23 protein-coding genes are annotated in these 22,353 nt (G+C 66.5%); 7 read left to right on the forward strand and 16 right to left on the reverse strand.

Going from position 1 to position 22,353, the window contains the following annotated elements; genetic code table 11:
• Positions 1-13 precede the first annotated feature (13 nt).
• The 5 genes from LZ005_RS13830 to LZ005_RS13850 all read left to right on the forward strand — a co-directional run bounded on the left by LZ005_RS13830 (position 14) and on the right by LZ005_RS13850 (position 6,891).
• Positions 14-904: a LysR family transcriptional regulator gene (locus LZ005_RS13830; protein WP_237808658.1), complete on the forward strand. Its 891-nt coding sequence runs from the start codon at positions 14-16 to the stop codon at positions 902-904.
• A gap of 163 nt (positions 905-1,067) precedes the next feature.
• Positions 1,068-3,866: a valine--tRNA ligase gene (locus tag LZ005_RS13835; protein WP_237808659.1), complete on the forward strand. Its 2,799-nt coding sequence runs from the start codon at positions 1,068-1,070 to the stop codon at positions 3,864-3,866.
• A 21-nt stretch (positions 3,867-3,887) separates the two neighbouring features.
• Positions 3,888-4,337 (forward strand): DUF2147 domain-containing protein, encoded by a 450-nt coding sequence (locus LZ005_RS13840; RefSeq protein ID WP_237808660.1) that lies wholly within the window; start codon positions 3,888-3,890, stop codon positions 4,335-4,337.
• A 9-nt stretch (positions 4,338-4,346) separates the two neighbouring features.
• Complete coding sequence (locus tag LZ005_RS13845) at positions 4,347-4,685, forward strand: hypothetical protein (RefSeq protein WP_237808661.1); 339 nt, start codon at positions 4,347-4,349, stop codon at positions 4,683-4,685.
• Positions 4,686-4,761: 76 nt separating this feature from the next.
• Complete coding sequence (locus tag LZ005_RS13850; RefSeq protein WP_237808662.1) at positions 4,762-6,891, forward strand: TonB-dependent receptor; 2,130 nt, start codon at positions 4,762-4,764, stop codon at positions 6,889-6,891.
• A 38-nt stretch (positions 6,892-6,929) separates the two neighbouring features.
• Here the strand turns inward: LZ005_RS13850 and LZ005_RS13855 are convergent, their stop codons facing one another.
• The 13 genes from LZ005_RS13855 to tyrS all read right to left on the reverse strand — a co-directional run bounded on the left by LZ005_RS13855 (position 6,930) and on the right by tyrS (position 17,541).
• On the reverse strand, positions 6,930-8,171 hold the full coding sequence (locus LZ005_RS13855; RefSeq protein WP_237808663.1) for a hypothetical protein: 1,242 nt from the start codon (positions 8,169-8,171) through the stop codon (positions 6,930-6,932).
• Between the two features lie 46 nt (positions 8,172-8,217).
• The gene (locus tag LZ005_RS13860) at positions 8,218-8,733 is read right to left on the reverse strand and encodes a phosphatase PAP2 family protein (RefSeq protein WP_237808664.1); all 516 of its coding nucleotides are present in this window, start codon (positions 8,731-8,733) and stop codon (positions 8,218-8,220) included.
• A gap of 4 nt (positions 8,734-8,737) precedes the next feature.
• Entirely contained in the window at positions 8,738-9,097 is a 360-nt protein-coding gene (locus tag LZ005_RS13865; RefSeq protein ID WP_237808665.1) for a DUF6404 family protein, read from the reverse strand.
• Entirely contained in the window at positions 9,088-10,140 is a 1,053-nt protein-coding gene (gene ruvB, locus LZ005_RS13870; protein WP_237808666.1) for a Holliday junction branch migration DNA helicase RuvB, read from the reverse strand. Before ruvB ends, LZ005_RS13865 begins: the two co-directional genes overlap by 10 nt.
• Before the next feature lie 3 nt (positions 10,141-10,143).
• Complete coding sequence (gene ruvA / locus LZ005_RS13875; RefSeq protein ID WP_237808667.1) at positions 10,144-10,722, reverse strand: Holliday junction branch migration protein RuvA; 579 nt, start codon at positions 10,720-10,722, stop codon at positions 10,144-10,146.
• A gap of 33 nt (positions 10,723-10,755) precedes the next feature.
• Positions 10,756-11,289 carry a crossover junction endodeoxyribonuclease RuvC gene (gene ruvC, locus LZ005_RS13880; protein WP_237808668.1) on the reverse strand — a complete coding sequence of 178 codons (534 nt, stop codon included), beginning with the start codon at positions 11,287-11,289 and terminating at the stop codon, positions 10,756-10,758.
• Positions 11,289-12,857: a bifunctional phosphoribosylaminoimidazolecarboxamide formyltransferase/IMP cyclohydrolase gene (gene purH / locus LZ005_RS13885; RefSeq protein WP_237808669.1), complete on the reverse strand. Its 1,569-nt coding sequence runs from the start codon at positions 12,855-12,857 to the stop codon at positions 11,289-11,291. Before purH ends, ruvC begins: the two co-directional genes overlap by 1 nt.
• A gap of 79 nt (positions 12,858-12,936) precedes the next feature.
• Positions 12,937-13,170, reverse strand: a complete 234-nt coding sequence (locus tag LZ005_RS13890; RefSeq protein WP_237808670.1) for a helix-turn-helix domain-containing protein — start codon at positions 13,168-13,170, stop codon at positions 12,937-12,939.
• A 71-nt stretch (positions 13,171-13,241) separates the two neighbouring features.
• Positions 13,242-14,267: a tRNA dihydrouridine synthase DusB gene (dusB, locus tag LZ005_RS13895; RefSeq protein ID WP_237808761.1), complete on the reverse strand. Its 1,026-nt coding sequence runs from the start codon at positions 14,265-14,267 to the stop codon at positions 13,242-13,244.
• 239 nt (positions 14,268-14,506) lie between these two features.
• Positions 14,507-15,136, reverse strand: a complete 630-nt coding sequence (locus LZ005_RS13900; RefSeq protein ID WP_237808671.1) for a histidine phosphatase family protein — start codon at positions 15,134-15,136, stop codon at positions 14,507-14,509.
• A complete protein-coding gene (locus tag LZ005_RS13905; RefSeq protein ID WP_237808672.1) occupies positions 15,136-15,795 on the reverse strand; it encodes a YbhB/YbcL family Raf kinase inhibitor-like protein in 660 nt (219 codons plus the stop codon). The genes LZ005_RS13900 and LZ005_RS13905 overlap by 1 nt, the downstream gene beginning before the upstream one ends.
• A 67-nt stretch (positions 15,796-15,862) precedes the next feature.
• Positions 15,863-16,309 (reverse strand): D-aminoacyl-tRNA deacylase, encoded by a 447-nt coding sequence (gene dtd / locus LZ005_RS13910; RefSeq protein WP_237808673.1) that lies wholly within the window; start codon positions 16,307-16,309, stop codon positions 15,863-15,865.
• Positions 16,306-17,541 (reverse strand): tyrosine--tRNA ligase, encoded by a 1,236-nt coding sequence (tyrS, locus tag LZ005_RS13915; protein WP_237808674.1) that lies wholly within the window; start codon positions 17,539-17,541, stop codon positions 16,306-16,308. Before tyrS ends, dtd begins: the two co-directional genes overlap by 4 nt.
• 157 nt (positions 17,542-17,698) lie before the next feature.
• On the opposite strand from tyrS, the gene LZ005_RS13920 reads away from it, so the two are divergent.
• Both LZ005_RS13920 and LZ005_RS13925 read left to right on the forward strand, forming a co-directional pair.
• Complete coding sequence (locus tag LZ005_RS13920; protein WP_237808675.1) at positions 17,699-19,078, forward strand: M23 family metallopeptidase; 1,380 nt, start codon at positions 17,699-17,701, stop codon at positions 19,076-19,078.
• A gap of 4 nt (positions 19,079-19,082) precedes the next feature.
• Positions 19,083-20,174 carry an anhydro-N-acetylmuramic acid kinase gene (locus LZ005_RS13925; protein WP_237808676.1) on the forward strand — a complete coding sequence of 364 codons (1,092 nt, stop codon included), beginning with the start codon at positions 19,083-19,085 and terminating at the stop codon, positions 20,172-20,174.
• A gap of 50 nt (positions 20,175-20,224) precedes the next feature.
• Here LZ005_RS13925 and erpA read toward each other — a convergent pair whose 3' ends face one another.
• The 3 genes from erpA to argC are packed head-to-tail and all read right to left on the reverse strand — an operon-like array spanning position 20,225 to position 22,293.
• Positions 20,225-20,587 carry an iron-sulfur cluster insertion protein ErpA gene (gene erpA / locus LZ005_RS13930; RefSeq protein WP_237808677.1) on the reverse strand — a complete coding sequence of 121 codons (363 nt, stop codon included), beginning with the start codon at positions 20,585-20,587 and terminating at the stop codon, positions 20,225-20,227.
• A gap of 23 nt (positions 20,588-20,610) precedes the next feature.
• Entirely contained in the window at positions 20,611-21,261 is a 651-nt protein-coding gene (locus LZ005_RS13935; protein WP_237808678.1) for a hypothetical protein, read from the reverse strand.
• Entirely contained in the window at positions 21,262-22,293 is a 1,032-nt protein-coding gene (gene argC, locus LZ005_RS13940) for an N-acetyl-gamma-glutamyl-phosphate reductase (RefSeq protein WP_237808679.1), read from the reverse strand. It lies immediately after the preceding gene.
• Positions 22,294-22,353 lie beyond the last annotated feature (60 nt).

Below are 22,353 nucleotides of genomic sequence, written 5' to 3' on the forward strand. Positions count from 1 at the left end.
CAGTCATCCGATTATGAATAGCCAACTCGCCTGGGACGATCTGCGCCTGTTTCTGGCCGTGGCCGAGAATGGCAGCCTGAGCGCGGCGGCGCGCCAGCTGCGCCTGGGCCAGCCGACGCTGAGCCGGCGCATCGGCGAGCTCGAGGCGGCGGTCGGCGAGACCCTGTTCGTGCGCGAGAACCACGGCACCCGCCTGACCCCGCTCGGCGAGAAGCTGCTGCCGGCCGTGCAGCAGATGGCCGAGTGGGCGCGCGCGGCCGAGGCCGTGCTCGAGCAGGACGGGCGCCGGCCCGAGGGGCGCGTGCGCGTGACCGCCCCGCCCGGCATCGCGTTCGAGTTTCTGGCCCCGCTGGCGGCCGAGATCCGCCAGACCCATCCGCGCCTGCAGCTCGATGTGCTGTCCAGCATCGACATGCTCAACCTCAGCCGCGGCGAGGCCGACATCGCGCTGCGCAGCCTGCGCCCGCAGGATCCCGACCTGGTCGTGGTCGACCTGCTGCGCGTGCCGATGCGCGTGTACGCCAGCGCCGCCTATGCGGCGCGCCTGCCGGCCCAGCCGCGCGTCGAGCAGCTCGACTGGATCGCCTTCGCCGCCCCCTATGCCGATCTGAGCGTGAACCGCGAGCTGGCGCGCCGGATCCCCGATTTCCGGCCGGTATTCGCCTCGGACGACTTCAATGTGCAGGTGGCGGCCTGCAAGGCCGGGGTGGGCGCGATGGTGCTGGCGCACGCGCCGCATCCGCACTCCGTGCTGCAAGGCCTGGTGGCCTTGCCGATCGACCTCGGCGGGGCCGAGGGCGAGCTGGTGCTGGTCTGCCACAAGCGCCACCGCCACCTGCCCAAGGTCGAAGCCGTGCTGACCCATCTGCAGCGCGGCTTCGCCGCCGTGCGCGCCGCCCTCTGAGCCACCCGCGTTTCCGCGCAAACAAATCGGGGTCAGACCCCATTTTCCCGCACGGGAAAATGGGGTCTGACCCCGATTTGTTTGCGCGGAAACGGCTTTGTTTAGACTGCAAGGCGACGCCTCCCTTATAATCGAAGCTTTCGCCAAAAAAACACGTCGAATCATGGAATTAGCAAAATCTTTCGAGCCGGCCGAGATTGAGAAGCACTGGCGCGCCGAGTGGGAAGCGCGCGGCTATTTCGCCGCCAGCATGGACGCCCAGCAGCCCGCCTTCAGCATTCAGTTGCCGCCGCCCAATGTCACCGGGACCCTGCACATGGGCCACGCCTTCAACCAGACGGTGATGGACGGCCTGACGCGCTACTACCGCATGCGTGGCTTTAATACGGCCTGGGTGCCGGGCACCGACCACGCCGGCATCGCCACCCAGATCGTGGTGGAACGCCAGCTCGACGCGCAGAAGATTTCGCGCCATGACCTCGGCCGCGAGGCCTTCGTCGAGAAGGTCTGGGAGTGGAAGGAAAAATCGGGCTCGACCATCACCGGCCAGATGCGCCGCCTCGGTACCTCGCCCGACTGGCAGCGCGAATACTTCACGATGGACGAGCCGCGCTCGAAAGTCGTGGCCGAAGTCTTCGTGCGCCTGTATGAGCAGGGCCTGATCTACCGCGGCAAACGCCTGGTCAACTGGGACCCGGTGCTGGGCACGGCCGTGTCCGACCTGGAAGTGGCGCAGGAAGAAGAAGACGGTTCGATGTGGTTCATCCGCTACCCGCTGGCCGATGGCAGCGGGCATCTGACGGTGGCCACCACGCGTCCGGAAACCATGCTGGCCGACGTGGCCGTGGCGGTGGACCCGACCGACGAACGCTACCAGCACCTGGTCGGCAAGATGCTGACCCTGCCCCTGGTCGGCCGCGCCATCCCGATCATCGCCGACAGCTATGTCGACAAGGCCTTCGGCACCGGCTGCGTGAAGATCACCCCGGCCCACGATTTCAATGACTATCAGGTCGGCCAGCGCCACCAGCTCGACATGCCCTGCATGCTGACCCTGGACGCCAAGATCGCCGACTGGGCGCCGGAAGCCTATCGCGGCCTCGACCGCTTCGTGGCGCGCAAGGCCATCGTCGCCGACCTCGACGCCCTCGGCCTGCTCGAACAGGTCAAGCCGCACAAGCTGCAGGTGCCGCGCGGCGACCGCACCGGCGTCGTGATCGAACCGATGCTGACCGACCAGTGGTTCGTGGCGATGAGCAAACCGGCCCCGGCCGGCACGTTCAATCCGGGCAAATCGATTGCCGAAGTGGCGCTGGAAAAAGTCGCCAGCGGCGAAATCCAGTTCGTGCCGGAAAACTGGACGACCACCTACAACCAGTGGCTCAACAACATCCAGGACTGGTGCATCTCGCGCCAGCTGTGGTGGGGCCACCGCATTCCCGCCTGGTATGACGAGCAGGGCAAGGTGTACGTGGCGCGCAGCGAAGCCGAAGCCCAGGCCCAGGCCGGCGCCGGCGTCGCCCTCAAGCGCGACGACGATGTGCTCGATACCTGGTTCAGCTCGGCCCTCGTGCCCTTCTCGACCATGGGCTGGCCCGAGCAGACGCCCGATCTGGCGGCCTTCCTGCCGTCCTCGGTGCTGGTCACCGGCTTTGACATCATCTTCTTCTGGGTCGCGCGGATGGTCATGATGACGGCCCACTTCACCGGCAAGGTGCCGTTCAAGACTGTCTATGTGCACGGCCTGGTGCGCGATTCGAGCGGCCAGAAGATGTCCAAGTCCAAGGGCAATACGCTCGACCCGATCGACCTGATCGACGGCATCGACGTCGACACCCTGGTCAGCAAGCGCACCACCGGCCTGATGAACCCGCGCGACGCCGAGAAGATCGCCAAGGCCACGCGCAAGGAATTCCCGAACGGCATCCCGGCCTTCGGCGCCGACGCCGTGCGCTTCACGATGGCCTCGTATGCCTCGCTGGGCCGCAACATCAACTTCGACCTCGGCCGCTGCGAAGGCTACCGCAACTTCTGCAACAAGCTGTGGAATGCGACCCGCTTCGTGATGATGAATACCGAAGGCAAGGACTGCTCGGCCAGCGAGGCCGACCTGTCGCTGGCCGACAAGTGGATCATCTCCCTGCTCAACCGCACCGAACTCGAGGTGGCCCAGGGCTTTGCCGACTACCGCTTCGACAATATCGCCTCGGCCATCTACAAATTCGTGTGGGACGAATACTGCGACTGGTATCTGGAACTGGCCAAGGTCCAGGTCCAGAACGGCAGCGAAGGCCAGCAGCGCGCCACCCGCCACACCCTGCTGCGCGTGCTCGAAGTGGTGCTGCGCCTGGCCCACCCGGTGATTCCCTTCGTGACCGAAGAACTGTGGCAGGCCGTGGCCCCGCTGGCCGGCAAGGCGCCGGACGCGCAGCGCGCCACCATCATGCTGCAGCCCTACCCGATCGCCAATGAAGCGGCGCTCGATCCGGCGGCCGAAGCCTGGATGGCCGAGTTCAAGGCCCTGACCGACGCCACCCGCGGCCTGCGCGGCGAAATGAAGATCGCACCGACCGTGCGTCTGCCGCTGATCGTCGAGGCGGCCGACAGCGCCGAGCAGGCGCGCCTGGCCGTGTATGCCCCGTATCTGCAGACCCTGGCCAAGCTGTCCGAAGTGCAGATCGTGGCGGCCCTGCCGGAGTCCCCGGCCGCGGTCGCCGTGGTCGGCACCACCAAGCTGATGCTCAAGGTCGAGATCGACGTGGCCGCCGAACGTGAGCGCCTGCAGAAGGAAATGGCGCGCATGGAAGGCGAGATCGCCAAGGCCGCCGGCAAGCTGGCCAGCGAGAGCTTCGTGGCGCGCGCGCCGGCGGCCGTGGTGGCCCAGGAACGCGAACGGGTCGCGAATTTTTCGGCGACGCTTGAGAAATTGCGCGAACAGTTTGCTAAACTAGCCACCGCCTAATTCTCGACGGGGAGACCGACGATGCGCCGAACGATGTATGCATGTGTAATGCTGGCCGCCAGCCTGAGCGCCTTCAGCGCCTGGGCCCAGGAGGCCTCGCCCGTCGGTCTCTGGAAGAATATCGATGATGTGACGGGCAAGCCCAAGGCCCTGATCCGCATCAGCGAGGTCAACGGGGCCCTGCAGGGGCGCATCGAGAAGCTGTTCCGTGCGCCCGACCAGGACCAGAACCCCAAGTGCGACAAATGCACGGGCGAGCGCAAGGACCAGCCGGTGATCGGCATGGTCTTCATGTCCGGCCTGAAAAAGGACGGCGATGAATACAATGGCGGCGAGATCCTCGACCCCGACAACGGCAAGACCTACAAGTCCAAGCTGACCCTGATCGACGGCGGCCGCAAGCTCCAGGTGCGCGGCTATATCGGGATTCCGATGCTGGGCCGCTCGCAGGTCTGGGTGCGCGAACAGTAAGCCCCGCCCATGCTGCTGACCGCCCAACTGTTCCACTTCGCCCGCGCGCGCCGCGGCCGCGTGGTGGCGGCACGTTGGCTGCTCAGCCTGTTCATGGTTTTCAGTTTCGTGTCGCTGGCGACGGCGGCCGAGACCCATACCCATCATCCGGCCCAGGTCGTTCACGACTGTATGCTGTGCTCGGCTGCGGCCGACCAGCTGGGCGATACGCCGGCCCCGCCGGCCCTGGTGCTGCGCAGCACCGCCACCCTCAGCTACGCGGTCCGGACCGAACCGGTCCTGCCCGTGCTGGCGCGCGCGACGGCCCTGCTGCCGCCGGCCTGCGGCCCGCCCGTCTTTCCTGCTTGATCTCCGATAGCGCACTGCTGCGGCGGCCCTGCTCCGCCGCCCGGTGCTATTTCCGTATTCAAGACCAGGAAGCTTCATGACTTTATTTCGCCTCACCCCGATTGCGCTCGCCCTGTGCGCGCTGAGCGCCCACGCCGATGACACGGCCGCCGCGCCCGAAGCGGCCGCGCCCGACCAGACTGCCGAGATCCCCAAGGTCGAAGTGATCGGCTCCCACTTCAAGGCCGCGCGCGTCGAACTCGCGCCCAAGGTCGGCACCACCATCTACAGCCTCGACACCCATATGTTCGACAAGCTGGCCCAGGGCGACGCCGCCCAGTTCAATGATGTGCTGCAGCGCCTGCCGGGCGTGTCGGCCGACTCCAAGGGCTCGGGCTCGCTGCACATCCGCGGCGACCACTCGAACATGCAGTACCGCATCAACGGCGTCCAGCTGCCCGAGGGCATCAGCGGCTTCGGCCAGTCCTTCGACACCCGCCTCGTCGACCAGCTCGACTTCATGACCGGTGCCCTGCCCGCCCAGTACGGCATCCGCACGGCCGGCGTGATCGAGATCCAGACCAAGGAAGGCGGCCTGACCCCGGGCGGACGCGTCGGCGTACTGCTCGGCAGCCGCGACCATGTCGAGCCGAGCGGTGAAGTGTTCGGCAGCGTCGGCAAGTTCAATTACTACCTGTCGGCCAGCTATCTGAAGAACGCGATCGGCATCGAGAACCCGCAGCCGACCCGCAATGCCCTGCACGACGACACGCGCCAGGGCAAGGGCTTCGGCAGCCTCTCGTATTTCGTCGATGACGAGACGCGCGTCGGCGTGCTGTTCAGCAGCTACCGCGGGCGCTTCGAGATTCCGAATAATCCCGGACAGACGCCGGCCTACAGCTATGTGGGCGGCAGCAAGGCCTCGGACGCGCTCGACGACCGCCAGCGCGAGCAGAACCAGTTCATCATCCTGTCGCTGCAGAAGACCCTGGGCGACCGCGGCTACCAGCTGTCGGTGTTCAACCAGAGTTCCGAGCTGCACTACACGCCCGACCTCATGGGCGACCTGATCTACACGGGCGTGGCCTCGGACGCGCTGCGCCAGAGCCATGCGAGCGGCGTCCAGTTCGACGGCAATCTCAAGCTCAGCGCCGCCCACATCCTGCGCGCCGGCTTCGCCTGGACGCGCCAGACGACCGAGAGCCGCAACCTGGTCAGCGTGTTCCCGACCGATGCCGACGGCGTCCAGACCAGCACGACGCCGCGCCAGATCGTCGACAACAACGGCATGATGGGCAAGCAGTACTCGCTGTATGTGCAGGACGAGTGGCATCCGCTGCCGGACCTGACCGTCAACTACGGCCTGCGCCTCGACAAGGTGGCGGCCTATGTGCACGAGCAGCAGCTGAGCCCGCGCGTGAACCTGTCCTACCAGCTCGATCCCGAGACGGCCCTGCACGCCGGCTACTCGCGCTATTTCACGCCGCCCAAGCAGGAGATCGCGGCCCAGGCCAAGGCCAGCCTGTACGCGGGCACCAGCAATGCGGCCGAGATCACGGCGGCCGATCCGGTGCGCGCCGAGCGCACCCACTACTATGATGTCGGCCTGAGCCGCCAGATCAGCAAGGCGCTGAATGTCAGCATCGACGCCTACTACAAGGACATCCGCAATCTGCTCGACGCCGGCCAGTTCGGCCAGGCCCTGATCCTGACCCCGTTCAATTACGCCAAGGCGCATGCCCAGGGCATCGAACTGGCGCTGCTGTACACGGAGAAGAACTGGGGCGGCTTCCTGAATCTGGCCACGCAGAAGGCGGTGGCGACCCAGATCAACAGCGGCCAGAACCTGTTCGGCCAGGACGAGCTCGACCAGATCGCACGCCAGTACATCCACGTCGACCACGACCAGACCTACACCGCCTCGGCGGGCGGCCACTACCACATCGGCGCGCACCAGTTCAGTGGCGACGTGGTGTACGGCAGCGGCCTGCGCATGACGCCCGACGGCGCCGTGCCGAACAGCGGCCACCTGCCCGGCTACACGGTGTTCAACGTCAACTACACGCACACCTGGAAGACGGCGCTCGGCAAGCTCGAAGCGCGCCTGGCCCTGCTGAATGCCTTCGACCGCGTCTACCTGCTGCGCGACGGCAGCGGCGTCGGCGTCGGCGCGCCCCAGCACGGCCAGCGGCGCACCCTGTACGCCGGCCTCAACCTCTCCTTCTAATCCTCCAAAGAAAAATCGGGGTCAGACCCCGATTTTTCTTAGAGGTAAGCGCTGGCGGCCAGGAAGGCGCGCGCGTCGCGCACGTGCAGGATGTCGCGGATCGCCTGCCGCTTGTCCTTGGCCTGGGCGTAGTAGGCCTGGCAGATGCGAAAGCCGATGAAATAGCCGAGGTCGGACGGACGCTCGCCCTGCATGCTGCTGGAACCGAACCAGGCCTTGTCATCATTGGCCGCCATCGCCTGCGCGAACTCGCGCTTGAGCGCGTCCTCGTGCGCGTAACCGTAGCGGTAGGTGCCTTCGTTGAAATTGCCTTCGCTGACCAGCGAGGCGAGGAAGTCGGCCCCGCCCTCGTGGATCGCATGGCTGAGCAGGTCATCGACCTTGTTGCGCTGCTGGAAGTGCATGAGCTCGTGCAGCACGATGTTCTGCAGCAGGGCCGGCGATTTGGTCACGCCCAGCAGCCAGGGGCTCAGTTCCTCGGTCGGCGTGCTGTCGCTGCGGCTGAACATCTCAACACCCATGATCAGCCCGGCCGAGGTCGAGGTGCCGCCCGAATTGGCGGCGCCGACGACAAAATACATGTCGGGGAATTCGGCGTCCTCGTACAGCGCGCGGAACTTGTGCAGGGCGGCGCGCACGGCCGGTTCCATCCGCCCCATCTGCTCGGTGGTCGGGCGGATCGCGCTGTAGTAGCGCGGCATGCTGTTCAGTACGCGCAGCAGGTTCTTGCCGCTGGCGATGCGGTTGAGCACGAAGTCCTGCAGGCCGGGGCTGCCCGTCAGCAGATACTCGCGCTCGATCAGCTCGGCGCCGTCCTCGGCCTGGGCCAGGCGGTCGTAGACGCGCCAGAACTGGCTGATGTCGCTGGTGACGAAGCGGGCCGCGTCGGGATGGTTGTGCTCGCGCCGGTAGCGCGCCGCATTCGCTTCGACCTGGGCCGCCATCGGCGCCCAGCCCGGCAGGGCGCGGGCGGCGCTGAATTCTTCGCGCTCCAGCCACTGCGTGATGCGCAGGCCGGCGCTGGCGCCGCGCTGCAGACTGTCGAGCGCGGCCGCGGCCTGGTCCTGGCTGGCCTGGGCGCGCGCCAGCACGGCCCACAATTCGGGGTCCGGCGCGCCGGCCTCGATGGCCGCACGCAGCGCGGCGCTGGCGGCCGGCCAGTCTTTCTTGGTGACGGCTTTCAGGCCGGTCTGGGTCAGCTGGACATAGGTGGGCGCGGCATGCACGGGCGCCGCCAGCAGCAGCGCGGCGGCGATCAGGGTGGCGAACAGGGTCTTCATGGCCGTTTATGCAATATGGACACGGCAGTATCGCAGCTGTGTTCGCTTATTGCAAAGGCATTCCGGAGGCAGATTTTCCGCGCTGCACAGCCCAGCCGACCAGGCCGCCGATCAGCCAGCCGGCCGCCACGTCGACCGGGAAATGCGCGCCCACATTCACGCGCGCAAAGCCGATGAACAAGGCCCAGCCCAGCAGCAGCGCGCGCTGGCCGCGCGTGGCCAGCGGCCACAGCCAGGTGAGCAGCATGGCCGCGAACATCGCATGGCCGCTCGGGAAACTGAAGCTGTCGGGAATCGGACCGACCGGGTGCACCTGGGCGCCCAGGGCCTGCGGCGGGCGCGGCATGGCGAACGCGCGCTTCATGCCGAGCGAGAGCGCGCCCATCAGCGCGTAGGCCGGCACATAGCTGCGCAGCAGCACGCGCCAGCGCGGCACCAGCAGCAGCACGGCCAGCAGGATCAGGCCATTCCAGGCCTCGCCGACGACCGAGCCGAACACCACCAGGCGGTCGAGCCATTCGCCGCGCCACTGGTGGATCCAGAAAAACAGGGCGGTGTTCAAGCGCCTACAGGTCCTGCCAGGCCGGCAGCGCGTGCTTGCGCGCGGCGCGCTGGTAGATCAGGGCCATGACGAGTCCGAAGCAGGCGCCGCCGATGGCGGTGGCGAGCACGAAGGTCTGCGGATGGGTATGCGTGCTTTCCGGCCCCATCAGCCACATGATGGCGCCCCAGGCCACGGCGAAATAGGTGCCGGCCATCAGCACATTGGCGCCGAAGCCGGCGAAGTAAGGCGGCGGACAATCGATGCCGGCCGCCCACAGCAGGCGGTACAGGGGCGGAATCACGCCGCCGCGTTCGAGTCCCTTCTGGCCGATCAGGGCCAGGGCCCGGTCGTGCCGGGCGATTTGTGCGCTGCTCAGTCCCATAGCTCGCCGTTCGGATTGGTGCGCGGGGCCTTCACGCCGAAATGGGCATAGGCCGAGGGCGTGGCGATGCGCCCGCGCGGGGTGCGTTGCAGATAGCCTTGCTGGATCAGATAGGGCTCCAGCACGTCTTCGATGGTGTCGGCCTCCTCGCCGATGGCGGCGGCCAGATTGCCGACCCCGACCGGCCCGCCGCCGAATTTGAACAGCACGGCCTCCAGCAGCTTGCGGTCCATCAGGTCGAAGCCGGCGCCGTCGACGTCGAGCATCTTCAGGGCGGCGTCGGCCATCGGCTTGTTGATCGCGCCGCTGCCCTTGACCTCGGCATAGTCGCGCACGCGCCGCAGCAGGCGGTTGGCGATGCGCGGGGTGCCGCGCGCGCGCAGCGCCACTTCGCGCGCGCCCTCGTCGTCGATCGGCGCATTGAGCAGGGCCGCGCTACGCGCGACGATGCGGGTCAGCTCCTCGGGCCGGTAGAACTCGAGGCGGGCGACGATGCCGAAGCGGTCGCGCAGCGGATTGGTCAGCATGCCGGCGCGGGTGGTGGCGCCGACCAGGGTGAAGGGCTGCAGATCGAGCTTGACCGAGCGCGCGGCCGGGCCTTCGCCGATCATGATGTCGATCTGGTAGTCCTCCAGGGCCGGGTAGAGAATCTCCTCGACCACGGGCGAGAGGCGGTGGATCTCGTCGATGAACAGCACATCGTTCGGCTCCAGATTGGTCAGGATGGCGGCCAGGTCGCCCGGGCGCTCGAGCACGGGGCCCGAGGTCTGGCGCAGGTTGACGCCCATCTCGCGCGCGATGATGTGGGCCAGCGTGGTCTTGCCCAGGCCCGGCGGGCCGAACAGCAGCGTATGGTCGAGCGCCTCGCTGCGCTTGCGCGCGGCCGAGATGAAGATTTCGAGCTGGTCGCGGATCTTTTCCTGGCCCACGTATTCGTCGAGCAGCTTGGGCCGCAGCGCGCGTTCGATCGCCTCCTCATTGCTCGAGGCGGGGGCGGCGGAAACGATCCGCTGTTCGCTGAACTGATCGGTCTGAATGCTCATCGTTTAACCCTTGGACAAGGCCTTCAGCGCGTGCTTGATGCCATCCGAGACGCTCGCGCCCGCGGGCAGGCTCTTCAGCGCCAGCGTGGCTTCCTTGTCCGAATAGCCGAGCGCCAGCAGCGCATTCAGGATGTCGGCCTGGGCATCATTATGCACCGCGCCGCCGGCCGCGCCGAGATCGGCTCCGAGCTTGCCTTTCAGTTCGAGCAGCAGGCGCTCGGCCGTCTTCTTGCCGATGCCCGGAATCTTGACCAGGCGCCCGGCCTCCTGCAGCGTGATGGCCTGGGCCAGGTCGGCCACGGTCATGCCGGACAGAATCGCCAAGGCCGTGCGCGCGCCGATGCCGGAGATTTTAATCAGCTGGCGGAACACGGCGCGCTCGCTCTCGCTGCCGAAGCCGAACAGCAAGTGGGCGTCTTCGCGCACGGTCAGGTGGGTAAACAGGGTCACCTTCTCGCCCGTGTGCGGCAGATTGTAGAACGTGCTCATCGGCACATCGACCTCGTAGCCGACGCCGTGGCAATCCACCAGCAGGGTGGGCGGTGTTTTTTCGAGCAGCATGCCCGAGAGACGACCGATCATTGTCTTCCTTCGTGAGAGAGTGGCGGCGCAGCTTTATACCAGACGGCCGCGGCGCATGCGCAGGCCCGCCAGCGGGGAGGCGCTGCGCATCGCCAGCAAGCCATCATGGCTGTTTGCGTGGCAGATCGCAACCCCCAGCGCGTCGGCCGCGTCGGTGCCCGGCAGACCGGGCAGCTTGAGCAGGCGCGCCACCATGTCCTGCACCTGGGCCTTGGCGGCGCGGCCGGTCCCAACGATGGCCTGCTTGACCTGGGTCGGCGAGTATTCGGCCACCCCCAGGTCGGCCGACACCAGGGCCGTGATGGCGGCCCCGCGCGCCTGGCCCAGCAGCAGGGTCGACTGCGGATTGACGTTGACGAACACCTTCTCGATGGCGGCGCAATCGGGCCGGTACTGGGCGCTGATGGCGCGGATGCCATCGAGGATGGTGCGCAGACGCGCCGGCAGGTCCTGCGCGGCGTCGGTCTTGATCGTGCCCGAGGCGATGTAGCGCAGGGCCTGGCCCTGCTGGTCGACCAGGCCGAAGCCGGTCGTACGCAGGCCGGGGTCGATCCCCAGGATGATCATCAGTGGCGGAAGTGGCGGGTGCCGGTAAACAGCATCACCACGCCGCGCTCATTGGCGGCATCGATCACTTCCTGGTCGCGCATCGAACCACCGGGCTGGATCACGCAGGTGGCGCCCGCATCGACCACCACGTCGAGCCCGTCGCGGAAGGGGAAGAAGGCGTCCGAGGCCACGGCCGAACCGGCCAGCGACAGACCGGCGTTCTGGGCCTTGATCGACGCGATCCGGGCCGAGTCCACGCGGCTCATCTGGCCGGCGCCGACGCCGAGCGTCATGCCATTACCGCAGAACACGATGGCATTCGACTTGACGAATTTGGCCACGCGCCAGGCGAACATCAGGTCGGCCATCTGCTGCGGGCTCGGCTGCTTGACGCTGACCACTTTGAGCTCGTCCTGGCTGACCAGCTTGGCATCGGCCGACTGCACCAGCAGGCCGCCGCCGACGCGCTTGAAGTCATGCGGATTGACACCGGTACCGAGCGGAATTTCGAGCAGGCGCACGTTCTGCTTGGCGCTCATGATCTGGCGCGCCTCGGCCGTGAAGGACGGGGCGATCAGCACTTCGACGAACAGCTTGGCGATGGCCTCGGCCGCCTGGCCGTCGACTTCGACATTGAAGGCGATGATGCCGCCGAAGGCCGAGGTCGGATCGGTCTGCAGCGCGCGGCTGTAGGCCTCGAGGGCGCTGGCGCCGATCGCCACGCCGCAGGGATTGGCGTGCTTGATGATCACGCAGCCGGCCGGCTGGCCCATGCCGCCCAGGGTCTTCACGCATTCCCAGGCCGCATCGGCATCGGCGATGTTGTTGTAGGACAGCTCCTTGCCCTGCAGCTGGGTGTAATTGGCCAGCGCACCGGCCACCGGGGCCAGATCGCGGTAGAAGGCGGCGCTCTGGTGCGGGTTCTCGCCGTAGCGCATGTCCTGCACTTTTTCGAAATGCAGGTTCAGGGTCTGCGGATAGGCGCTGCGCGTGGCGTGCTGCTTGTCAGCGCCCAGGCTGCTCAGGTAATTGGTGATGGCGCCGTCGTACTGGGCCGTGTGGGCGAACACCTTCTTGGCCAGCATGAAGCGCGTGTCATAGCTGATACTGCCGGCCTTCACGCCATCGAGCACGAGCGCGTAGTCGGCCGGATCGCAGACCACCACCACGTCCTTGTGGTTCTTGGCTGCCGAGCGCAGCATGGTCGGGCCGCCGATGTCGATGTTCTCGATCGCGTCCTCGAGCGTGCAGCTGTCCTTGGCGACCGTGGCCTGGAACGGGTACAGGTTGACGACCACGAAGTCGATGGTCGGCATCTGGTGCTCGGACAGCTTGGCCATGTGCTCGGGGAAGTCGCGGCGCGCGAGGATGCCGCCGTGGACTTTCGGGTGCAGGGTCTTGACGCGCCCGTCCAGCATTTCGGGGAAGCCCGTGTAGTCCGCCACCTCGGTCACCGGCACGCCATTGTCCATCAGCAGCTTGGCGGTGCCGCCGGTCGACAGGATGTTGACGCCGAGCGCGGACAGTGCGCGCGCGAAGTCGAGCACGCCGGTTTTATCGGAAACGGAAATCAGGGCTTGTTTCATGGCTGGGCCTAATCAGAAGTAAAAGGAATTCGGGCGCTGCCAGCCGCGCCATGCGCGCGGCCCAGGCACGCGCAGGGGCTTACAGGAGGCCGTGCTCCTGCAGCTTCTTTCGCAAGGTATTGCGGTTGATGCCGAGCATTTGCGCGGCCTGCGACTGGTTGCCATCGGCGCGGCCCATGACCACTTCGAGGATCGGGCGTTCGACGGTCATCACGACCATGTCGTAGATGTTGCTGGCAGGCTGTTCACCGAGGTCGTTGAAGTACTCTTCCAGGCTCTTCTGGACTACTTCCTGAATGCTCTCTTTGCTCATCTCTACTTGCTCTATACGGCTTGTTAATATTGCGCCGCGCGCTCCTGGCGCACGGTCGTCCCCGTGGTGGTTCAGGCGGCCAGGGCTGCGTCGGCCGCGTCGGCGGGCTGGTATTGTAAGCGCTCGCCGTATTGCTTTTGTAATTCGAAAAACGCGGCCACAGCGTCGAGCTGGGCCTGCGTGTCTTCCAGCAGATTCATGCGCTGGCGGAAGGCTTCGCCGCCGGGCAGATCGCGCACATACCAGCCGATGTGCTTGCGCGCCGTGCGCACGCCCAGGTAGTCGCCATAGAAGGCGTAGTGGGCGCGCAGGTGCTGGTCCATCAGCGTGGCGACCTCGTCCACCTTGGGCGGGGCCAGCAGTTCGCCGGTGCGCAGATAATGGTCGACTTCGCGGCAGATCCAGGGGCGGCCCTGGGCCGCGCGGCCGATCATCACCGCATCCGCGCCCGTGTAGTCGAGCACATAGCGCGCCTTCTGCGGGCTGGTGATGTCGCCATTGGCCACCACCGGAATCGATACTGCCTGCTTGACGGCGGCAATCGTGTCGTATTCGGCCTCCCCCTTGTAGCCGTCGGCGCGCGTGCGCCCGTGCAGGGTCAGCATCGCGATGCCGGCGTCCTCGGCCATGCGGGCGATGGTCAGGGCATTCCGGTTCTGGCGGTCCCAGCCGGTGCGAAATTTCAGCGTGACGGGCACATCGACGGCCGCAACGACGGCCTGCAGAATCTGCTGGACCAGGTCTTCCTGCTGCAGCAGGGCCGAGCCGCACCAGTTGTTGCACACCTTCTTGACCGGGCAGCCCATATTGATGTCGATGATCTGGGCGCCGCGCGCGACATTGAACTGCGCGCATTCGGCCAGTTCCTGCGGCACCGCGCCGGCGATCTGCACGGCCTTGGGTTCCATCTCACCGTTGTGGTCGGTGCGGCGCGCCGATTTCTCGCTGGCCCAGAGGCGCGGATTGGAGGCCGCCATCTCCGAGACCGCGTAGCCGGCCCCGAGTTCCTTGCACAACTGGCGGAACGGACGGTCGGTCACCCCGGCCATGGGGGCGACGAACACATTGTTACGCAGTTGATAGGGACCGATGTTCACGGACAGGACAGGCGAGTTGCGGAAACCTGCCATTTTACCCGATCCCCTGCTCAATTTATAAGCACTATTTTTTCTGTTGCCCCCACTTGCTCATTTCCGCGAGCGATATTCGAACCGCTCCCGGTGCCCGCCAGAAAAATGGGGTCAGACCCCATTTGTTTGGCAGGCAATTCCGAAAAAATGGGGTCTGACCCCGATTTATCCGCCGAGAAAAATGGGGTCTGACCCCGATTTGTTTGTCAGGAAATTTCGTCGAGGGCGCTGCTGCGCAGGTGGCTGGCGTCGCCCCAGACGTCGAGCTGCAGGCGTCCGCCGTCGACCTGGAAGCGGTTCAGCGCGGCATTCGGGATCGTGAAGCTGCGCGGGCTGTCGAGCGGCAGGCCGGTCGCGGCCCGGTAGGCGCACTCGAGCACGCCGCCGTGGGCGACGATCACCAGGGTCTGGCCGGGATGCGCGGCGCTGGCCGCGAAAATCGCCGCAATGCAGCGCGCATGGAAATCGCCGTAGCGCTCGCCCTCGGGCGGGGCGGCGTCGATCACGCGCGCCTTCCAGTCGGCGTAGTGCTGCGGATAGCGCGCTTCGGCTTCGCTGTAGAGCAGGCCTTCGAACACGCCGTAGTGGCGCTCGCGCAGCTGGCGCGCGCGCCTCACACGCAGGCCGTGGTGGACGGCAATCGCGTCGGCCGTGGCGGCGGCGCGCTGCAAATCGCTCGAGATGATGGCGTCGATGCGCTCGCCCGCCAGGGCGGCGCCGAGCGCGGCCGCCTGGCGCTGGCCGCTGGCATTGAGCGGGATGTCGAGATGGCCTTGCAGGCGGCGCTCGGCGTTCCAGGCGGTCTCGCCGTGGCGCAGCAGAATCAGGCGGGTCATCAGAGCTGGGCCGCCACCTGCGGATGGAGCGAATACACGCCGACCAGCTGGGCTTCGTCGAGGATGTGGCCGCGGATCGCCGCCATCGCCTCGGCCCCGCTGAAACGCCCGTCGAGCGGCAGGCGCGGGATATCGAGCGCGTAGATGCGGAAAATATAGCGGTGCGGACGCTGGTCGTTCCACGGCGGACAGGGGCCGTCGTAGCCGTAGTAGTCGCCGGCCATGGCGGGGTCGCCGGCGAACCAGCCGGTGTAGTCGTTCAGGCCGTGGCGCAGGGTCAGCGCGGCGCCCTGCCGCGCGGCCACCGTGACGGCCGGGCCGGGCTTGCCGCGCGCGCTGACGCGGTCCGAGAACTGGCCCTCGGCGATCGCCTTCATCGTCGGCGGGATATCGCACAGGCTCCAGTGGTAAAAATCGACGCGCGCCAGATTGTGCGGCACCTCGCGCCCTTCCTGGTTGACGTCGGTGCCGACCGAGGGCACGTCGATGTCGATACAGAACAGAATCAGGCTCTCGGTGCCGGCCGGCACATCATCCCAGGCGAAATGGGGATTGCGGTTACTCGACAGACGCACATGGGTGTGCGCGTCTTGCACCCCGAAGGCACAGGCCTCGGGGATGATGTCGCCATCCTTGAAGGTGTCGCTCCACAAATGCATCGCTGCCTCCTGTTCCCTTTCTGGTATAGACCACGCCGGCGCGCGTGAGTTTTGGTCCGGATCAGAACTATTGTGCCTGAACCTGGAGCCAGAAGGTAACGGGGCCGTCGTTGGTCAGCGACACCTGCATGTCGGCGCCGAAGCGGCCGGTGGCGACATGCGGGTGGCGCTGGCGCGCCTGGGCCACCACATGCTCGAACAGGCGCAGGCCGTCGGCCGGGGCCGCGGCCGGGGTGAACGAGGGCCGGGTGCCGGAACGGGTATCGGCCGCCAGCGTGAACTGGGGCACCAACAGCAGGCCGCCGCCGATGTCGCTGAGGCTGCGGTTCATCTTGCCGGCCTCGTCGGGGAAGACGCGGTAGCCGAGCAGCTTGGCGAGCAGCTTGTCGCCCTCGGCCTCGGTGTCGCCCTTCTCGGCGCACAGCAGCACCAGCAGGCCGCGCCCGATGGCGCCGATCGTGGCCCCGTCGACGTCGACCTGGGCCGCGCTGACGCGTTGCAGCAGGGCGATCATGCGCTCAGGTGCACGCGCATGAATTTGCGCTTGCCGACCTGCAGCACGACGCTGCCGGCCGCCACCTGCAGGCCCTTGTCGCTGACCACCTGGCCGTCGATGCGCACGCCGCCCTGGTCGATCATGCGCAGGGCTTCCGAGGTCGACGCGCACAGGCCGGTGGTCTTGAGCAGCGGGCCGATCGCCAGCGGCGCCCCGCTCAGTTGCATCTCGGGCAGCTCGTCGGGGATGCCGCCCTTGGCGCGGTTGACGAAGTCGGCCAGCGCATCCTCGGCCGCCTGGGCCGAGTGGAAACGCGTCGTGATTTCCTTGGCCAGGGCCACCTTGGCGTCGCGCGGATTGGCGCCGCCCGCGACCGCAGCCTTGAGCGCGGCCACCTCGGCGATCGAGCGGAAGGACAGCAGATCGAAATATTTCCACATCATCGTGTCGGAAATACTCATCACCTTGGCGAACATGGTGTTGGCCGGCTCGGTGATGCCGATGTAGTTGTTCTTCGACTTGGACATCTTCTCGACGCCGTCGAGGCCTTCGAGCAGGGGCATGGTCAGGATGCACTGCGGCTCCTGGCCGTAGTCCTTCTGCAGCTCGCGCCCGACCAACAGATTGAATTTCTGGTCGGTACCCCCGAGCTCGAGATCGGACTTCAGGGCCACCGAATCGTAGCCTTGCATGAGCGGATACAGGAACTCATGGACCGAAATTGGTGTCCCAGCCTTGAAACGCTTGGTAAAGTCATCACGTTCCATCATGCGGGCCACCGTGTAGCGGCTGGCCAGCTGGATCAGGCCGCGCGCGCCGAGCGGGTCGCACCACTCGGAGTTGTAGCGGATTTCGGTGCGCGTCGGGTCCAGCACCAGCGAGGCCTGCTTGAAGTAGGTGGTGGCATTGGCTTCGATCTGCTCGCGCGTCAACGGCGGGCGGGTCGTGTTGCGGCCCGAGGGGTCGCCAATCATGGAGGTGAAGTCGCCAATCAGGAAGATCACCTGGTGGCCCAGATCTTGCAATTGACGCAACTTATTCAAGACCACGGTGTGGCCCAGGTGCAGGTCGGGGGCGGTCGGGTCGAGCCCGAGCTTGATCCGCAGCGGCACGCCCGTCTGCTCCGAACGGGCCAGCTTCTGGGCGAATTCGGCTTCGATCAGCAGTTCATCGACGCCGCGTTTGGTGATGGCCAGGGCTTCCTGGACACGGTCCGATAGCGGCAGGCGGGGTGCTTGAATAGCTTCCATAGAATAATTTGATGCGCTTGAAAAATGTTCGAGGGCGACCCGAGTTTGCTATAATCGCCGATCCTGTCAATCTTGCCGAATGAAAAGTAGTTCGTCCGACAAACAAAAAAGAAAAAACAAAGTTTGGACGGTCAAGCGGTAAATTTTAACTGATTGCATGAGCCGAACCAATAACGAAACAGGCAAAAGCTGGTTGAGCCTGCTAGGGAAGACGCGGAAGGCGCGCATCATCAGCGCCTCCGCCCTGTTCCTGGCCGCCTGTGCCTTTGGCGCGGCAGGGGTGGTGCCCCTGGCACCCGATCCCGCCGACTTGCCCGTCAAGTCGATCACCCAGGAACTTCCCCTCCCCACCCTGGCCGAACAGGTGGCCGCCCTCGAACAGCGCAACGCCCGCTTCATCCACGAAGAACGCGTGCGCCCGGGCGACACCCTGGCCTCGCTGCTGAACCGCCTCGGCGTCGACGACGAGGCGGCGGCCACCTTCATCAAGAGCGACAAGGTGGCGCGCGCCGTGATGCAGCTCAAGCCGGGCCGCACGGTCCAGGCCCAGACCGATGAGAACGGCAATCTGCTGTGGCTGCGTGCGGCCGTGGCCGACGCGAAGAACGACGCGATCAAGAATCTGTCGGTCCAGCGCAAGGGGAATAGTTTCGAGGCGGCCGAGGTCCCTGCCAAGCTCGAGCGGCGCATCGAAATGCGCACGCGCGAAATCACCAGCTCGCTGTACGCGGCCACCGACGCCTCCACCGACGGCAGCAAACTGCCGGATTCGGTGGTGGCCCAGATCATCGAGATGTTCTCCACCAGCATAGACTTCCGCGCCGACCTGAAACGCGGCGACCGCTTCAATGTGGTCTACGAAAGTTTCTGGCAGGACGGCGAACTCGTGCGCGTGGGGCGCGTGCTCGCGGGCGAATTCATCAACAAGGGCGTGGCCTACCAGTCGGTCTGGTTCGAGGACCCGGCCACCCACACGGGCGGCGGCTACTACACCTTCGACGGCAAGTCCCTGAAAAAGGCCTTCCTCAAGTCGCCGCTCGAATTTTCGCGCGTGACCTCGGGCTTCGCCATGCGCGTGCATCCGATCTCGGGCAACTGGAAACAGCACAAGGGCATCGACTTCGGCGCCGCCGTCGGCACGCCGATCCGCGCGGCCGGCGACGGCGTGGTCGACTTTGCCGGCGTCCAGGGCGGCTATGGCAATCTGGTGGTCATCAAGCACTGGGCCAATTACTCGACCGCCTATGCGCACATGAGCCGCTTCGCCTCCGGCCTGAAGAAAGGCCAGAAAGTGACCCAGGGCGATGTGATCGGCTATGTCGGCAGCACCGGCTGGTCGACCGGGCCCCACCTCCACTACGAATTCCGCGTCGGCAATGAGGCTCGCGATCCGAGCAAGCTGGCGGTGCAGCCGCAGGCGCCGCTGACGGCCGCAGAAATGTCGCGCTTCAAGGCCGTGGCGGGCGAAATGACCCACCGCTTCACCCTGCTGCGTCCGCAGGATGGGGCGGCCGGCCGCAGCCTGGCCGCGCGTTGATGGCATGAGCACGCTGTACATCGGCCTGATGTCGGGCACCAGCCTGGACGGGGTCGATGGCGTGCTGGCCGACATCTCGGCGGCCGGTATCCAGACCCTGGCCGCCGCCTTCACCCCCTTCCCCGAGGCCCTGCGCGCCGAACTGCTGGCCCTGCAGGCGCCGACCCCGAACGAAATTGAACGCGAAGCCCTGGCCGCGAACGGCCTGGCGCGCGTGTATGCCGACTGCGTACGCAGCCTGGTGGCACAGGCGCCCGGCCCGATCCGCGCGGTGGCCGTGCATGGCCAGACCATCCGCCACCGGCCCGAACTCGGCTTCACGCGCCAGACCAATAACCCGGCCCTGCTGGCCGAGCTGTGCCGCATCGACGTGGTGGCCGACTTCCGAGCGCGCGATGTGGCCGCCGGCGGCCAGGGTGCGCCGCTGGTGCCGGCCTTCCACCAGGCCCTGTTCTGGCATGCGGGCGAGGAGCGCGTGCTGCTGAATGTGGGCGGCATCGCCAATATCAGCATCCTGCGCGCCGATGGCCAGGTGCTCGGCTTTGATACCGGCCCCGGCAATGTGCTGATGGATGGCTGGATCGCGCGCCACCAGGGCGCGCCGTTCGACCGCGACGGCGCCTGGGCGGCCACGGGCCAGGTCCAGCCGGCCCTGCTGCAGCGTCTGCTGAGCGAGCCCTACTTCGCCCAGCCGGCACCCAAGAGCACCGGGCGCGACCTGTTCCATATGGACTGGCTCGACGCCATGCTGGCCCATGCGCCGGGCGCCGACCCGGCCGATGTGATGGCCACGCTGACCGCCCTGACCGCGCACAGCGTGGCGCGCGACATCCGGCAGCAGGCGCCGCACTGCGAGGCCGTGTATGTGTGCGGCGGCGGGGCCTACAACCCCACCCTGCTGGGCATGCTCGAACAGGCGCTGGGCGGGCAGATACGCGTGGCTTCGACAGCCGCGCTCGGCGTGGCGCCGAACCGGGTCGAGGCCCTGGCCTTCGCCTGGCTCGGCCAGCGCTTTCTCGCGCGCCTGCCGGGCAATGCGCCGGCCGTCACGGGCGCGGCCGGGCCGCGCCTGCTGGGCGCGCTATATCCGGCCTGAGCATGAAAAAAGGCGGGCCAGGCCCGCCTTTGCTTGTATGCCGAACGCGCTCAGGCCGAGAACGAGGAGCCGCAGCCGCAGGTCGAGGTGGCGTTGGGGTTCTTGATCACGAACTGGGCGCCTTCGAGATCGTCCTTGTAGTCGATTTCGGCGCCGACCAGATACTGGTAGCTCATCGCGTCGATCAACAGCTGGACGCCGTTCTTTTCCATCGTGGTGTCGTCATCGTTGACGATTTCATCGAAGGTGAAACCGTACTGGAAGCCGGAACAGCCACCACCCTGCACGAACACGCGCAGTTTCAGGTCGGGATTGCCTTCCTCCTCGATCAGCTGAGCCACTTTGCTGGCGGCAGCCTCGGTGAAGACGATCGGTTCCGGCATCACTTCCGGCATGTCAGCAACTGCAGTCATGGTTGACTCCTCAGGTAAGACTTTCATTCATTATAGACGTTCGCCGATTGCGCTGCGCGCAGCTGCCCTTTTTCGAGCAGGCGCGCCTCGAGCGCACTGACGCTGGCGCCGTCCGGCAGGTCCAGCTTGCCCTCACAGCGGGCGACTGCCGCCGATTTTAGGTCGCAGCCAGGGAATTTCAACACTCCTGACGGTGTGGTTAATGCCAGTTCCACGCTCGGCACGGCTTTCTTGTTACCCTGGGTAACAAAAAACCGGTAACGCAACTGCTTGCCGTCCATCACCGCGCGCAGCCGGTGAATCGCGGGTTTGCCCTTCTCCAGCGGCAGATGCACGGCCAGGGCATCGAGGTCCTCGTTCAGGCGGGCCAGCTCGGCTTCGAGCGGCTTGAGGCGCGCGCCCGCCGCTTCGGCCGCCTTCAGTTTGGCGCTTGCGGCCTGCTGCGCCTGTTCGTATTCGGCCTGCAGGCGCGTCAGTTCGGCGCGCGCGGCGGCCAGCTGCTGCTCGCTGCTGGCGGCGGCCGGCTTCGGCGCCGCGCTCGTGGCCGCGCTGATGCGCTTGCCGAGGTCGATGCCCCACATCACCAGGTAGACCAGCAGGCCGAGCGCGGCCAGCACGATCACGGCGCGGGCGGCGAGCAGCGGCAGCTTGCCGCCTGTCCAGCGGATGCGCATTCAGGGCAGCAGGGCGATGTGCTGCAGGCCCAGGGTTTCCTCGAGGCCGAACATCAGGTTCATGCACTGCACGGCCTGGCCGGACGCGCCCTTGACCAGATTGTCCTGCACCACGAGGATGATCAGCATCTGGCCGTGGCGATGCAGGGCCAGGCGCAGCATATTCGAGCCACGCGTCGAGCGCGTTTCCGGATGGGCGCCCCAGGGCATCACATCGACGAAGGCGGCATCGCGGTACTGATGCTCGAACAGGGCCTGGATCTCGGCATTGCTGATGTCGCGCGTCAGGCGCGCATACAGGGTCGAATGCATGCCGCGGATCATCGGCGTCAGATGAGGCGTGAAGATCAGGTTGACCGGCTGCTGGGTGTAGCGCTGCAGCTGGGCCACGGTCTCCGGCGTGTGGCGGTGGCCGGGCACGCCATAGGCCTTGAAGTTGTCGCTGGCCTCGGAGAACAGGGTGCCGATTTCGGCCTTGCGGCCGGCGCCCGAGACGCCCGATTTGCAGTCAGCAATCAGGCTGCCCGCATCGATCAGATCGGCCGCCAGCAGCGGCTGGAAGCCCAGCTGCATGGTGGTCGGGTAGCAGCCCGGATTGGCGATCAGGCGCGCGCCCTTGATCGCTTCACGGTTCAGCTCGGGCAGGCCGTACACGGCCTCGGCCAGCAGCTCCGGGCAGGTGTGGGGAATCTTGTACCACTGTTCGAACGTGGCCTGGTCCTGGATGCGGAAGTCGGCAGCCAGGTCGATCACCTTGACGCCGGCGGCCAGCAGTTCGGGCGCCTGGGCCATCGCCACGCCATGCGGGGTGGCGAAGAAGACCACGTCGCATTGTTTCAGATCGGCCTTTTCGGGGGCCGAGAAAGCCAGGGGCACGCGGCCGCGCAGCGACGGGTACATGTCGGCCACGGGCAGGCCGTCTTCCTTGCGCGAGGTAATGGCCGTCAGCTCTGCCTGCGGGTGCGCCGCGAGCAGGCGCAACAGTTCCACGCCCGTGTAACCGGTGCCGCCAACAATACCAACCTTGATCATGAAGTGCTCCTGAACGCGTAAAAATGAAGGGGACGCCTATTTTAAGGCAAATTGCTGCGC

Origin of the sequence: Massilia sp. TS11 (genome assembly GCF_022012445.1) — a bacterium.
Taxonomy (GTDB): Bacteria; Pseudomonadota; Gammaproteobacteria; order Burkholderiales; family Burkholderiaceae_D; genus Telluria.